This is a genomic window from Sphingomonas sp. Y38-1Y (assembly GCF_032391395.1).
Lineage (GTDB): Bacteria > Pseudomonadota > Alphaproteobacteria > Sphingomonadales > Sphingomonadaceae > Sphingomonas.
Genome location: NZ_CP135916.1, coordinates 2,053,829 through 2,067,669, shown reverse-complemented (window position 1 = coordinate 2,067,669; position 13,841 = coordinate 2,053,829). Strand labels below are relative to the sequence as shown.

Annotated in this window: 9 protein-coding genes and 1 tRNA gene; 8 read left to right on the top strand and 2 right to left on the bottom strand. The window is 68.1% G+C overall.

Annotated features, from left to right (window positions below; translation table 11 throughout):
* The first annotated feature begins 27 nt into the window (after window positions 1-27).
* The 4 genes from RS883_RS09880 (at window position 28) to RS883_RS09865 (ending at window position 7,550) form a co-directional block, all read left to right on the top strand.
* Window positions 28-2,310 carry an MHYT domain-containing protein gene (locus tag RS883_RS09880; protein WP_315760037.1) on the top strand — a complete coding sequence of 761 codons (2,283 nt, stop codon included), beginning with the start codon at window positions 28-30 and terminating at the stop codon, window positions 2,308-2,310.
* 86 nt (window positions 2,311-2,396) lie between these two features.
* Window positions 2,397-2,470: transfer RNA gene (locus RS883_RS09875), tRNA-Gly, on the top strand.
* Between the two features lie 429 nt (window positions 2,471-2,899).
* Window positions 2,900-6,013 carry a TonB-dependent receptor gene (locus RS883_RS09870; protein WP_315760036.1) on the top strand — a complete coding sequence of 1,038 codons (3,114 nt, stop codon included), beginning with the start codon at window positions 2,900-2,902 and terminating at the stop codon, window positions 6,011-6,013.
* Between the two features lie 151 nt (window positions 6,014-6,164).
* Entirely contained in the window at window positions 6,165-7,550 is a 1,386-nt protein-coding gene (locus RS883_RS09865; protein ID WP_315760035.1) for a tetratricopeptide repeat-containing sulfotransferase family protein, read from the top strand.
* Here the strand turns inward: RS883_RS09865 and RS883_RS09860 are convergent.
* Together RS883_RS09860 and RS883_RS09855 are read right to left on the bottom strand one after the other, a co-directional pair.
* Window positions 7,547-8,878, bottom strand: coding sequence for a sensor histidine kinase (locus RS883_RS09860; RefSeq protein WP_315760034.1), 1,332 nt, complete (start codon window positions 8,876-8,878; stop codon window positions 7,547-7,549). The two genes, RS883_RS09865 and RS883_RS09860, sit on opposite strands and share 4 nt — an antisense overlap.
* Window positions 8,875-9,555: a response regulator transcription factor gene (locus tag RS883_RS09855; RefSeq protein WP_315760033.1), complete on the bottom strand. Its 681-nt coding sequence runs from the start codon at window positions 9,553-9,555 to the stop codon at window positions 8,875-8,877. The genes RS883_RS09860 and RS883_RS09855 overlap by 4 nt, the downstream gene beginning before the upstream one ends.
* Window positions 9,556-9,655: 100 nt before the next feature.
* Here RS883_RS09855 and RS883_RS09850 point away from each other — a divergent pair, with 100 nt between their 5' ends.
* From RS883_RS09850 to RS883_RS09835, 4 genes are all read left to right on the top strand, one after another.
* On the top strand, window positions 9,656-10,030 hold the full coding sequence (locus tag RS883_RS09850) for a hypothetical protein (RefSeq protein WP_315760032.1): 375 nt from the start codon (window positions 9,656-9,658) through the stop codon (window positions 10,028-10,030).
* A gap of 81 nt (window positions 10,031-10,111) precedes the next feature.
* The gene (locus RS883_RS09845) at window positions 10,112-10,519 is read left to right on the top strand and encodes a DUF2147 domain-containing protein (protein ID WP_315760031.1); all 408 of its coding nucleotides are present in this window, start codon (window positions 10,112-10,114) and stop codon (window positions 10,517-10,519) included.
* Window positions 10,516-13,110 (top strand): bifunctional lysylphosphatidylglycerol flippase/synthetase MprF, encoded by a 2,595-nt coding sequence (mprF, locus tag RS883_RS09840; protein WP_315760030.1) that lies wholly within the window; start codon window positions 10,516-10,518, stop codon window positions 13,108-13,110. Before RS883_RS09845 ends, mprF begins: the two co-directional genes overlap by 4 nt.
* A complete protein-coding gene (locus tag RS883_RS09835; RefSeq protein ID WP_315760029.1) occupies window positions 13,107-13,841 on the top strand; it encodes an AcvB/VirJ family lysyl-phosphatidylglycerol hydrolase in 735 nt (244 codons plus the stop codon). Before mprF ends, RS883_RS09835 begins: the two co-directional genes overlap by 4 nt.

The window sequence follows — 13,841 nt, the reverse complement described above, 5'->3', positions numbered from 1 at the left end:
CAAAACGATCGTGCAGAGAAGCGCGCGATGACGGCCGGAACCCACAATCTCGGACTTGTGGTCATGTCGGTGCTGATCGCCATGGTGGCGAGCTACACCGCGCTCGACCTTGCCGGCCGTGTCCGCGCCTCGACCGGGCACGCACGGCTCGCCTGGCTCGCGACCGCGGCGCTGGCGATGGCGGGTGGCATCTGGGCGATGCACTTCGTCGCGATGCTCGCCTACACGATGCCGGGCATGACGGTCGGCTACGACCTGCGGCTCACCGCCACTTCGCTCGCCGTTCCCGTGGTCGTGACCGGCATCAGCTTCGCGGTGCTGACCACGCGGCCGAAGTCGCGTGCGCTGCTTGCAGCGGCCGGACTGTTCATGGGGCTCGGAGTCGTGGCGATGCACTATCTCGGCATGGCGGCGATGCGCATGCCGGCGATGCTGAGCTACGATCCCGCCTGGGTCGCGGTGTCGGTGGCGGTCGCGGTCGGCGCCGCGACGACGGCGCTGTGGCTGTCGATGCGCACCAACGACATCCGCCAGCGCCTCGCCGCCGCGGCGGTGATGGGCCTCGCCATCGCGGGCATGCATTTCTCGGGCATGATGGCGGCGCACTTCACCATGCTGTGCAGCCCCGGTGCCGAGCCTGTCGCCGCGCTGTCGCACACCAGCCTCGCGCTCATCGTCTCGGCCGCGGCGCTGCTCATCCTGTTCCTCGCGCTCGTCGCGGCCATGTTCGACCGGCGCTTTGCCGAGCTTGCCGCGCGAGAGGCGGCTGCGCTTCGCCGTAGCGAGGAACGCTTCCGAGCGCTCTATCGCGGCACGCCGCTGCCCCTACACGCGCTCGATCGGCAGGGCCGGATCGAACAGGTCAGCGATGCCTGGCTTCGCATGACGGGCTATGCGCGCGAGGAGGTCGCCGGCCGCGCCTTTTCGGAGTTCCTGACCAGCGATTCCGCCGATCTCGCGACCGGTCCGGATTGCGAGGCGCTGCGCCGCGACGGCGTGCTGCTCGACCGCCCGTACCGCATCGTCACCCGCTCCGGCGAGGTGCGCGAAGTCATCGCCTCCTGGCGGCTCGAGCACGGCGCCGACGGCCATGTCCAGGTCGTCGGCGGCCTAACCGACGTTACTGAACGCAAGCGCGCCGAAGCGGCGCTGCATCAGGCCCAGAAGATCGAGGCGATCGGTCAGCTGACCGGTGGCATTGCACACGATTTCAACAACCTCCTCTCCGTAATCATCGGCAATCTCGACCTGCTCGAGCGTCAGGTGGCCGAAGGATCGCGCGCCCGCCGGCTCGTCGACAACGCGATGGAGGGCGCGCGCCGCGGCGCCTCGCTCACTCAGCGCCTCCTCGCCTTTGCCCGGCGCCAGGATCTCCAGCCCGAAAGCGTCGACGTGCCGGAACTGGTCGGCGGCTTGTCGGAGATGCTGGCACGCACGCTCGGCCCCTTGGTGCGCATCGAGACGCATTTCGCACCCCGTCTGCCACTCGCAATGGCTGACCCGCACCAACTCGAACTCGCCCTCCTCAACATGGCGGTCAACGCGCGCGATGCGATGCCGACCGGGGGCACGCTGACGATCTCGGCGACCGAAGATCTGGGCGCCGACGCGCTGGGCGGCCGCTTCGTGCGGCTGACGATCACTGACACGGGCATCGGCATGGATGCCCAGACGCTCGCGCGCGCCAGCGAGCCCTTCTTCACCACCAAGGGCGTCGGCAAGGGCACCGGCCTTGGCCTCAGCATGGTCCAGGGCCTCGCCGCACAGTCGGGCGGATCCCTCCGCATCGACAGTGCGCTCGGCAAGGGCACCTCGATCGAGCTCTGGCTGCCCGTCGCCGACGCCCCCCGCGCGGCGCCGAGCGTACGGCTGACTGGCGACCTGCCGGAGTTGCCGCCGCTGGCGCTGCTCGTCGTCGACGACGACGAGCTCGTCCTCCGCAACACCGCCGCGATGCTGGAGGAACTCGGCCACTTCGTCCTCACCGCTGCCAGTGGGGCCGAGGCGCTGCGACTGCTCGATCGCGGCCGCCATTTCGACCTGCTCGTCACCGACCAGATGATGCCGGGGATGAGCGGCGTCCAACTCGCCGCCGAAGCGCGCACGCTCCATCCGAACCTGCCCGTCCTCCTCGTCAGCGGTTTCGCCGAACTGGCGCCGCAGGAGCAGAAGCCCTTCGCGCTCCTCAACAAGCCCTTTGACCAGCGTACCCTCGCCGCCGCCGTCGCCCAGGCCCACGCCGCCCGCCGCGCCCCGCAAGCCGAAGCTGCCGATCCCGCCGCCCCGATCATCACCGCCGAACCCCGCTGAACGCGAGGCCCATTGACGCCCGCGCCAAGCACGGGCAAACGACGCGAACCTACCGGCCCACGCGTAAGCGCAGCGAGGCACGGCACGCGGGTGTAGCTCAATGGTAGAGCAGAAGCTTCCCAAGCTTACGACGAGGGTTCGATTCCCTTCACCCGCTCCATAATTGCGCTAGCTGAAATGCCCCGCTTAGAGTCGCTGCGGTTGAGCCGTCGCTGCCGATCCTACTGATCGTCCGCTGGTTGGGGTCAAGGCCCGTTAACTCGCGCCTACTCCCATTTTCGCACCTTTAATCAAGGCGTTGAACCTTCCGCGCCGTCAATGATTGTGTCGCCGACTGATGGTCGCGCGCGCGGGCTTCCGATGCGCGCCCATTGGTCATGTCGGCCCGTGACGAAGGCTGCCCTGTCAATCACCCAAAAGTGTCACCGGCCAGCAACACTCTGCAAAGATTCGGAAACATCGATTAGTTTCGAACTTTACAGTCACGCTCCCGACCACTCTCTTTGACGTCGTCGCGGCAAGGATCGCCTCCTTTCCCCGAACAAAAACCGAGGCTTGCGCCTCGCGACGAGAAAAAGAGGGAACGCAAATGGCTAAGCAGTTTTCGATCGGGCGCGGTCTGCGCCCCGGACTCGCCCTGCGCGCGCTGGCGCTGATCGGCACCTCGGGGATCGCGATGACACTCGCCGCGCCGGCGTCGGCGCAGGACTTCACCACCGGCGCGCTCGTCGGCCGCGTGCTCGACGATGCGGGTCAGCCCGCCACGGGCGGCACCGTCACCGTCCGCTCGGTCGCGCAGGGCTTCACCCGCACCGTACCGATCGCCGCGAACGGCAGCTTCCGCGTCCAGGCACTGCCGGGCGGCGAGTATATCGTCACCGTCACGCCCACCGGCGGCACCGCGATCGAGAACCAGCGCGTCAGCGTCTCGCCGGGCGGCAACAGCACCTACACCTTCCGTCCCGCCGCTGCTGACACGGCGGCCGCACCGCCTGCGGATACGGGTGAGGACATTGTCGTCACCGGATCCGTCGAGCGCGGCACCGACTTCGGCACCAACACCGGCGGTCTGGCGATCGGCAACGTCTCGCAGCTTCTGAACACCACGCCGATTGCGCGCAACCAAACCGCAATCCAGCTGCTTGCGCCCGGCACCACCGCTGGCGACAGCGCATTCGGCAACCTGGCGTCCTTTTCCGGCGCGACCGTCGCCGAAAACCAGTATTACGTGAACGGCCTCAACATCACGAACTTCCGCAACTTCGTCGGCAGCAACAATCCGCCGATCGAATTCTATGACACCATCGACGTCAAGACGTTCGGCCTGCCCGCAGAGTATGGCCGCGCGCTCGGTGGTTTCACCACGGTGACCACCAAGTCTGGGTCGAACGACTTCAAGGCCGGTGCGATCGTCGCTTATTCGCCGGATGCGCTGCGCGACGACGCGCCGAACACCTATGCAGCGCTGAACGAACGCGATTATGCCGAGGACCTTGAGGCGAACTTCTATCTCAGTGGGCCGCTCATCAAGGACCGGCTGTTCTTCTACGCGCTCTACAATCCAAATTACGAAAAGCAGAGTGATATCAGTCTGCTGTCGAACCAGCAGGTCACGCGCAAGAGCACGTCACCCTTCTTTGGCGGCAAGATCGATGCGATCATCACCGATGGCCACCGGCTGGAGGGCACCTATTTCCGCAACAAACGAAGCGACGAATATACCTACTACCGCTTCAATCCGACGACGGGTCAATATGGCGACTTCGTCGGCTCGGCGATCGACGAGGAGGGCGGCGACAATTTCGTCGGCACCTACACCGGTCAGTTCACCGACTGGCTGACCCTGTCTGCGTCGTACGGCGAGAATCATGACGATCGCTCGTCTCAGCCGAGCCCGAACGTCGCGCTTGTCCAGAACACCTTCACAGGATCCACGGCGACGGTCCGCGGCTTTCAGGGCAATACCGAACGATCCAGCGATACGCGTAAATTCTATCGCGCCGATGCCGACGTCTATGTGAACCTGCTCGGCTCGCATCACTTCCGCTTCGGCTACGAGCGAGAGGACCTGACGTCGACCGAGGACACGGTGCGAGCCGGCGGTTACAGCTACATTCTTACAAACGAACAGCGCGACGCTGCCGGCAACCTGCTGACGCCGGCCTATATCGAGCGGACCTTCTACCAGAATGCCGGGCAATGGAACGGCCGGAACGAGGCGTTCTATATTCAGGACAATTGGACGCTGTTCGACGATCGCCTGACCCTTCAGCTCGGCGTGCGGAACGACAAGTTCAGCAACGACGCGCTCGACGGCAACACCTACTTCCGGTCCGGCGATCAGTGGGGTCCGCGCGTCGGTGCCTCGTTCGACGTGTTCGGCGACAACCGGACGAAGGTGTTCGGGTCGTGGAACCGCTACTTTATGCCCGTCGCGACCAATACCAGCATCCGGCTGGGTGGTGCCGAGCTCTTCTATCGTCAGCAGTTCCTCTATCCTACCGGCGTGATCCCGGGCCAGGGCATCCCGGCCGGTCTGCAATTCGACGATAATGGCAATATTACCAATCTCGGCCCCAACCGCGGCGGCCGACCCTGTCCCGCGATTTCCGTGGACGCGGGCAGCCTCTGCTCGGCGATCAACAGCGACGGCGTTCAGGGGCCGATCGACACCTTGGTGTCGTCGTCGCTCCAGCCAAGCTACACCGATGAGTGGAACATCGGCGTATCGCATCGGATCGGCGACTGGTCATTCCGCCTGACCTACTTGAACCGGCGCTTGGGCCGTACGCTCGACGACGTTGCGGTTGATGCCGCGGTTCTCGCCTACTGCGACCAGAACGGTATCAGCGGCTGCGACGACGTGTTCACCGGTTTCCATCAGTATGTGCTGGCGAACCCGGGATCGGACATCACCGTTCGTCTTGACGGCGATTGCGAAGTCGATCCGCGGCAGTGCGAGGTGGCGACACTATCAGCGGCCGATCTCGGCTACCCGAATGCCGTCCGCAACTATGACAGCATCCAGTTCGAATTCGAGAAGGGCTTCACGAACAACTGGTTCCTGCGGGGTTCCTATGTCTACACGCGCCTGCGCGGCAATTATGAGGGCGCGGTCAAGTCGGACAACGGTCAGGCCGACGCCGGCTTGACGCAGGACTTCGATCAGCCCGGCCTTCTGGAAGGCGCGAATGGTGTGCTTGCCAACGGTCGAGAGCATGTTTTCAAGCTGTTCGGCAGCGTCGGGCTTACCGACAATCTCCGTGTCGGCCTGAACGCGCTGCTTGAGTCGCCGCGTAAATTCTCGTGCATCGGTTATTACTACGACCTCGGCAACTTCGCTGCGGCGTATCAGGACGCAAGCTTCTATTGCGCTCAGCCTCGCTTCTCGGATCGGCCGAATTTTAGCGATCCGACAACCGGCCGCCCGAGCTATCTGGTCGAGCGCGGTACGGCATTCGAGAGCGATTGGCGCAAGCAGATCGATGTCAACGTCCAGTTCGACATTGCCGACCTGCCGGGCAGCTTCCTCAGCGTCGATGTGTTCAACGTCTTCAACTGGAAGTCCGAGACTGACTATGACGAGTTCGGCGACCTGCCCGACGGTTCGATCAACGAGCAATATGCGCAGGTCCTTGGATATCAGGCGCCGCGCTCGGTTCGCCTCACCTTCGGCGTGCGCCTAGGCGAAAAGCGGCGCTGATGCACTTCGACTCTCCCGGCCCGGCGGGGCCGGAGGGGATCGAAGGTCGGCACTGCCCTGAACGGTGCCGATCTTCGGGGGCAAGGGAAACGGGGGCGCTTCGGCGTCCCCGTTTTCATCTGAACCTTGGCCGGGCTAGGGCGTGCAGGACATGGCGTCGCTCGATATCCTAAAACAGGCCTTGGCGCGTGGCGACCGCGCCGGCGCCAACGACGCGATCGCCGCGCTGATCGACGGAAGGGCGTCGCTCGGCACCGGCTGGCGCTCGCTTGCCACGCTGGCGATGCATCATGGCGAGGTCGACCTAGCGCTTGCCGCAATGGCGGCGTTCGTTGCCGCGAGCGGCGATGCCCCTCCCGCACGGCACGAGCAGGCGGTGCTACTCGCCCGATCGGGCCGGCTCGACGCGGCGGAAGCGGTGCTCGCCGGGCTCGACGACCATCCCAGCGTCGCCTTCACCCGCGCGACGATCGCCCTCGATCGAGGCGCGCTTGAAGAGGCGCGCGATCTGCTGCGCGATCTTGTTACCAGGGCGCCGCTGGCCGGGTCGGCATGGCTCGCGCTCGGCACGGCGGGCGGGATCGACGAGCCGCTGGGGGACACGCTGCTGGCCTTGGTCGCCGGCCGTTACGACACCGCCCCGAACGAGCGCGTCGCCGCGCTCCATGCCGCGGGTGGGGTGCTTGCGGCGCGTGGAGAGCACGACGCGGCGTTCGCCGCCTTCGCGCGGGCTGCGGCAGAGCATCGGCGCGTCCTTCCCCATGACCGCGCTGCCGACGTGGCCAACGCTGCCGCGGCGACGCGCGGCTTCGATCGAGCGACGGCTGGTAGCGGCAAGGGGCGCGCGATCTTTGTCACCGGCATGCCGCGCTCTGGCACGACGCTGGTCGAGCAGATCGTCACTGCGCACAGCGACGTGGCAGGCGGTAGCGAACTCAACCTCCTCCGACTGATCGCGCAGGATGCCGGCGGCACGAACGCGGCCGCTGCCCGAGCGAGCGATCGTCCGGCGCTCGCCGCGCTCTACGACCATCTGCTCGATCAGCGGTTCGGCCCGGGTGGCCGCATCGTCGACAAGACGCTGACCACCTCCCGCTTCCTCGGCCTGATCGACGCGGTGCTGCCCGACAGTCCGGTCATCTGGGTCCGCCGCGACCCGCTCGACACCGCCTGGTCCTGCTTCCGCACGCATTTCGCGAGCGGCGCGGCGTGGAGCCTCGACCTCGCCGACATCGCCCACCACATGCGGTTGGAGGACGACCTCCACGCGCGGTGGGCCGAGCGGCTCGGCCCCAAGCTGCTGACCGTCGATTATGCCAAACTGGTCGAGGACCCGGCGCTTCAGATCGCGCGCATCCTCGCGCACTGCCGCCTTCCGGACGAACCCGGCCCCTATGCGCCGCAAACGAACGCGCGCGCGGTGACCACGTCCAGCAGCGCACAGGTTCGCCAGCCGATCGGCCGTTTCGGCCTGGGCGTCGCTCTACCCTATCGCCGCCACCTGGAGCCCTTCCTCAAGGTCTATCGGAACGGCTAGCGAAGCGTGATCGTCACCGACAGGCCAGGGGCCGCGTCCGCCAGCGTGATCCCGCCGCCATGGAGGTGCGCGACCGCCTGAACGAGCGACAGGCCCAGCCCTGCGCCCGGACCCGCCCGCGCCGGATCCAGCCGGCCGAAGCGGCGAAGCGCTTCCTCGCGCCGCGCCGGTTCGATCCCGCGACCGCGATCGGTAACGGTGATCGCGGCACCTCGATCGTCCAGCGCCGATACCGCGATCGTGATCGCACCGCTCCCATGGTTCAGCGCGTTGTCGACAAGGTTGGCGAGCGCCTGCGCGATCAACTGCCGATGCGCCGGCCACACGAGCGTAGCGGGTGCCGCGACCCCGATGGTCCGCCCGCCCTCCTCCGCCAGCGGCTCGAACATCTCGGCAGTGACGCGGACGAGGTCGGCAAGGTCCAGCGGCTCGAACTGCTCGCGTCCGATCCCGGCCTCGGCGCGGCTGATGAGCAGCGCGGTGTCGACGAGCGTGCGCAGGCGGTCGTTTTCGGCAAGCGCCCGGTCGATCGCCGTCGAAGCGGCCTCGCCGTCCACCGATCGCCCCGCCTGATCCAATGCCGCGCGAAGCCGGGTGAGCGGCGAACGCAGATCATGGGCCAGCCCGTCGGTCGCGATCTGGAGCTCGCCGATCAGCCCCTGCAGACGGTCGAGCGTCGCATCCACTTCGCGACCGAGAGCGGCGAAGGCGTCGTTCGATCGATCGGGCGGGGTTCGTTCGGCTAGGCGCCCCTCGCGCACGGACCGAAGGGTGGCAACGACGGTGCCGAGCCGCCCGACGATCAGCCGCGCCGCGATCCACGCGGCGAGCATCGCGAACCCGAACGCGAGCAGCAGCGCGGCAAAGCTTGCGCGCTCCAGCGTGCGCAGCAATTGCCGCTCGCCTTCCACGGTCACGCCGATCAACAGCCGCTCGCCGCCGCGCAGCGGCATCTGCCGCACCAGCGACGCTTCCGTGCCCGGCAGGCCCAGGCGCTGGAGTGCGACCTCGCGATAACGGCCATGCGGGATCGGCACTCCCGGCCAAGCGCCCAGATTGCCGGCCAGCCGCCGGCCGTCCGCATCCACGAGCAGCAGCACGGCACTGGGCCGGACGCGCAGCTCGATCGCGCGCGTCAGCATCGGCGCTCCGCCTTGCGCATAGGCGGCGGTCAGGTCGCTGCGGATCGCCTCCGCCGTCCGCGTCGCGGTGGCGGCGCTCTGCCCGCGCAGCACCGCGCCGATTCCGACGAGCAGCACGACCGCCGCCACGAGCTGGAAGAGGAAGACGATCGCGGCGAGCCGCAGGGTCGTCGACCGCAGCTTCATCCGGCCGGACCCAGCCGATAGCCGGCACCGCGCACCGTGTGGAGCAGCGGCGCCGCGCCCTCGTCGATCTTGCGGCGCAGCCGGCTGATATGGACATCGACGACGTTGGTGCCCGGATCGAAGTGATAGTCCCACACGCCTTCGAGCAGCATGGTTCGCGTCACCACCTGATCGGCGTGGCGCATCAGATATTCGAGCAGCGCGAACTCCCGTGGTTGAAGCTCGATCGTCCGCGCCCCCCGCCGCACGCGCCGCGCGAGCAGGTCCATCTCCAGGTCCTCGCAGCGCAGCACCGTCTCGGCGGAGGGGGGGGAGCGGCGACGGAGGAGAAGGCGGATGCGGGCGGTGAGCTCGGCAAAGGCGAACGGCTTGACCAGATAGTCGTCGGCACCCCCCGTCAGCCCCTTGATGCGGTCCTCCGCCGAACCCAGCGCCGACAGGAGGATGACGGGCGTGTCGATGCCCGCGCCGCGCATCGCACCCAGCACCGACATGCCCTCGAGCCCCGGCAGCATCCGGTCGAGGACGATGCAGTCATAGCTGCCGTCGGTCGCGTGATAGAGCCCATCGCGGCCATTGTCGGCGCGGTCGACGACGAACCCCTCCTCGCCCAGGCCGCGGGCGATATAGTCGGCGGTCGCCGCATCGTCCTCGACGACCAGGATCCTGTATCCCATCCACCCCTTCCCGCTGCTCTGGCCGCGGCAAGCGTGGCGACGGTCGCCCGGGCTGGCAAGAGCGCGAAGATGAAGCTTTGGTCATCTTCGCTCCAGCTTGATGCGAGATGCGCTCGGCTACAGCGGCGAAATGGTCGATCGGCGATCCCCGGAAGCGCGGCGCGCGGTGCTCGACGAGCGCGTGTGTCGCCTGATCTGTCCCATTGCGGCGGCGATGGTGGGCGTCTGCCTGACCGGGATCGGGCTGCTTCGCGTCGCCTTCGCGATGCATGGCACCGGGACGATCGCCGACGACCTTCTGTCGATCGACGCGGTGCTGTTCCTGCTGGCGACGCTGACGTCCTATTTCGCGCTGCGCGTCCAGTCGAACCAGCGCCTGCACGGCCTGGAGCGGGTCGCCGACGGCGCGTTCATCATTGCCATGCTGCTGCTGACGGTCGCCTGCTTCGTCATCACCTATGCGCTCAATCGCTGACATGACCAAAACTTCATCCAGGGGCCACCGCCCGGCCATTCCCATCCGCCTAGACCGCCCATAACGGAAAGGGACGGTTGAATGCGGATCGGATCGGTTCTGGCGGCGATGGCCGCCCTTGCGGCGCCGCTGCCCGCATCGGCTCAGGTCGTCGGCCTCTGGATGAACCCGCACGGCAGCGTCGCGGTGCGGACCGGACCGTGCGGCGACAAGCTTTGCGGCTGGGTCGCCTGGGCCAGTGCCGAGGCGCAGAGCGACGCGCGCGAGGGCGGCGGCGGGCCGCTGATCGGGACCGAGCTTCTTCAGGACTATCGCCCCAACGGCGGCGGGAGCTGGTCGGGCACGGTGTTCGTGCCCGACATGAACCGGCGCTTCTCGTCCCGCATCGACACCGTCGCGCCCGACAAGCTTCGCGTGAAGGGCTGCATTCTCGGCGGCCTGATCTGCAAGTCGCAGATGTGGACGCGGATCGAGAAGCTGCCGGCATGAACGCGCTCGTCGCCCGGCTCGCGCCCTATCGCCGCATCGTCACCATCGCGGTCGTGCTGGCGCTGGTCGCGCTGGGCTTCGCCGCGCTGGAGGCGCTGACGCGGGAGATCCATATTGCCGACGTGCGCCAGGCGATCGCGCTTCTGACGCCTGGCCGCGTCGCGCTCGCGCTGGTCCTCACCGCGGCAAGCTATGTCGCGCTCGGCTTCTACGACGTGATGGCGCTGCGCATCATCGACCGCCCGCTGCCTTGGGCGCGGGCGGCGCTCGCCTCGTTCACCAGCTATACGCTCAGCCACAATCTGGGCCTCGCGCTGCTGACCGGTGGCTCCGCACGCTACCGCATCTACACCGCTGCCGGCCTCGACGCGCCGGACGTGGCGCGGGTGATCGCGTTGGCGAGCGGCACCTTCTGGGCGGGCGTCGCGGCGGTGGCCGCATTGGCGCTGATGTCGCATGGCGGCCCCGTGCCGCTCGCCGCCGTGACGCTGGAGACAGGCGTCGCACAGGCGATCGGTGCGGCGATCCTGGTGGCGATGGCAGGCGCGTTCCTGGTCCTTCGCCACCACGGCCGTTCGATGCGGCTCGGCGGCTTCGTGCTCCCCCTGCCCCGTGCCGATCAGTTCGCCGCGCAGATCGGGATCGCGCTGGTCGACATCGGCTGTGCCGCGGCGGCGTTGTTCGTACTCGTCCCCGGCGCGGCGCCCGCCCTCCTCCCGGCGTTCGTACTCGCCTATGCCCTCGCGATCGTCGCCGCGCTCGTCACGCATGTCCCGGGCGGAATCGGCGTGTTCGAGGCGGTGCTGCTCGCGATCGTGCCCGTCGACAAGGCGGCGCTGTTCGCGGCGCTGATCGCCTATCGCGTGATCTACTATCTGCTGCCGCTGGCGATCGGTGTCGCGCTGCTTGCCTGGCACGAGGGTGCGCGCGAGCGGAAGCTCGCCCGGTGGCTGTCGGGGGTTCAGGCGATCGCCAACGGCGCCTCGCCGCTGCTGCTCGGCACCGCAACCTTCCTGGGCGGGGCGATGCTGCTGCTGTCGGGATCGCTGCCGTCGCTGCATGCGCGGATGGGCGTGCTCGCCCGCATCCTCCCGCTTCCCTTCATCGAGGCGAGCCACGTCGCCGCAAGCCTGGTCGGCACCGGCCTCCTGCTGCTGGCCCCCGGCCTCTATCGACGCCTGGACGGCGCGTTCCATGCGACGCGGCTGCTGCTGGTGGCCGGTGCCTTCTTCTCGCTGGCGAAGGGCATCGACTATGAGGAAGCGGTCCTGTGCCTGACACTGGCGGGGCTGCTGCAATGGACCCGCGGCGCCTTCTATCGCCGCACCGCCATGACCGAGCGACCGCTGTCGACGGGCTGGCTGGCGTCGGTGGCGGTGGTGCTGGGGTTGGCGGTGTGGGCGGGTTTCTTCGCGTACCGCCATGTCCCCTATGCGGACGACCTGTGGTGGCGGTTCGCGCTGCACGGCGACGCGCCGCGGTTCCTGCGGGCAATGCTCGGCGTGGCGGTGGTGCTTGGCGGCGCGGCGCTGTGGCGGCTGCTCGCACCGGCACCGGCCACCCCCGCCGTCGCCGCGGACGCCGATGTCGACGCGATCCGCCCGATCCTGCCCCGCGCCACCCGCACCGAAGCCATGCTCGCGCTCGCCGGCGACAAGCGCCTGCTGGTCTCGACCGATGGTGACGCGTTCCTGATGTACCAGGTGCAGGGGGCGAGCTGGATCGTGATGGGCGATCCGGTCGGCAATCCCGCGCGCTGGGGCGAACTGCTCTGGACGCTTCGCGACCGTGCGGACCGCGCCCAGGGACGCATGGTCCTTTATGAAATCTCGCCGGCAATGCTCGACGTCGCGATCGGGCTCGGCCTCCAGATCGTCAAATATGGCGAGGAGGCGATCGTCGAGCTTGCCGACTTCGACATGGACCTCCCGCGCATGCGCTCGGTCCGCCGCGCCGAAAGGGCAGCGGCGAAGGCCGGCGCAGAGTTCCGGATCGTTCCCGCCGCCGCGGTGCCCGTCATCCTCGACGAGCTTCAGGCCGTTTCCGACGATTGGGTGCTGGCCAAGGGGCACAAGGAAAAGAACTTCAGCCTGGGCCGATTCGACCGCAACTATCTGCTCAACTTCGACGTCGGCGTGGTGAAGGTCGAGGGTCGCATCGTCGCCTTCGCCAATCTGTGGCTGACCGCCGGGCTAGACGAGGCGTCCGTCGACCTGATGCGCCATGTCGGCGATGCGCCGCGCGGATCGATGGACTTCCTGTTTGTGCGGCTGATGCTCTGGGCCAAGGCGCGTGGCTATCGCCGCTTTTCGCTCGGCATGGCGCCGCTCGCCGGGATCGAGGGGGGTCGGCTGGCGCCGGTTTGGGCGCGCGCGGCGGCGCTCTTGTTCCGCCACGGCGAGCGCTTCTACGGCTTCCGCGGGCTGCAAAGCTACAAGGAGAAGTTCGCCCCCGTGTGGGAGCCCCGCTATGTCGCGGGCCCCGGCGGGCTGGGCCTCATCAAGGGACTTCGCGATGTGTCGCGGCTGATCGGCGGCGCCGGTCAGGTTCCGTCGCGAAGCGCAGCACGCATCGAAAGGGAAGCGGCATGAAGCGGCTTCGCAGGATCGCCGGCTGGTCGGCGCTCATCATCGGCGCCCTGGTCGCGCTGGCGCTCGCCGCACCGGGCCTGAAGCTGATCGACTCGGTGCCGCTGCGACTGTTCGACGCGGACGGGCGGTCGCGGGTGGCGGCGGTCTTCGTGTCGGGCGACATGGGTCTGGGCTACGGCCTCGGAAAGCAGGTCGCCCCCGCGCTCGCGGCGCGCGGCATCCCCGTTCTCGGCGTCAGCTCGCCAGTGCAGTTCGGCACGCGGCGCACCCGCGCCGAAGTCGACGGCGTGATCGCGGATGCCATTCGGCAGGCACTGGCACGAACCGGCGCCGACCGCGTCGTTCTGATGGGTCAGTCGTTCGGCGCCGACATGGTCGCCGTCGCCGCGCCGGACCTGCCGGCCGAGCTTCGCCGGCGCGTGGCGGCAATCGCGCTCGTCGTGCCGGGGAATACCGCCTTCTTCCGCGCCGACCCGACCGACCTCACCTATCTCGGCACGCCCGACGCACGTCCGGCGGCGGGGATGCGCGCGCTCCGGTGGGCGCCCGTCATCTGCGTGTGGGGGGTGGCCGAACGCGACAGCCTCTGCCCGGAGCTGGCGGGCAGCGCCGCCCGGACGATCGCCCTGCCGGGCGGCCATTTCCTTCGCAACGACAGCCGGCTGCTCGTCACCACCCTCGTTCGCGAATTGCGCGCCGCCGACCCTGCGCTGCTGGCATCAAAGGACTGA

Bases quoted from the DNA above. Each gene is read 5' to 3' on its own strand.
- RS883_RS09845 (WP_315760031.1), top strand. From the start codon at position 10,112: ATGCGGATCGGATCGGTTCTGGCGGCGATGGCCGCCCTTGCGGCGCCG.
- RS883_RS09880 (WP_315760037.1), top strand. From the start codon at position 28: ATGACGGCCGGAACCCACAATCTCGGACTTGTGGTCATGTCGGTGCTG.
- RS883_RS09850 (WP_315760032.1), top strand. From the start codon at position 9,656: ATGCGAGATGCGCTCGGCTACAGCGGCGAAATGGTCGATCGGCGATCC.
- RS883_RS09865 (WP_315760035.1), top strand. From the start codon at position 6,165: ATGGCGTCGCTCGATATCCTAAAACAGGCCTTGGCGCGTGGCGACCGC.
- mprF (WP_315760030.1), top strand. From the start codon at position 10,516: ATGAACGCGCTCGTCGCCCGGCTCGCGCCCTATCGCCGCATCGTCACC.
- RS883_RS09860 (WP_315760034.1), bottom strand. From the start codon at position 8,878: ATGAAGCTGCGGTCGACGACCCTGCGGCTCGCCGCGATCGTCTTCCTC.
- RS883_RS09835 (WP_315760029.1), top strand. From the start codon at position 13,107: ATGAAGCGGCTTCGCAGGATCGCCGGCTGGTCGGCGCTCATCATCGGC.
- RS883_RS09855 (WP_315760033.1), bottom strand. From the start codon at position 9,555: ATGGGATACAGGATCCTGGTCGTCGAGGACGATGCGGCGACCGCCGAC.
- RS883_RS09870 (WP_315760036.1), top strand. From the start codon at position 2,900: ATGGCTAAGCAGTTTTCGATCGGGCGCGGTCTGCGCCCCGGACTCGCC.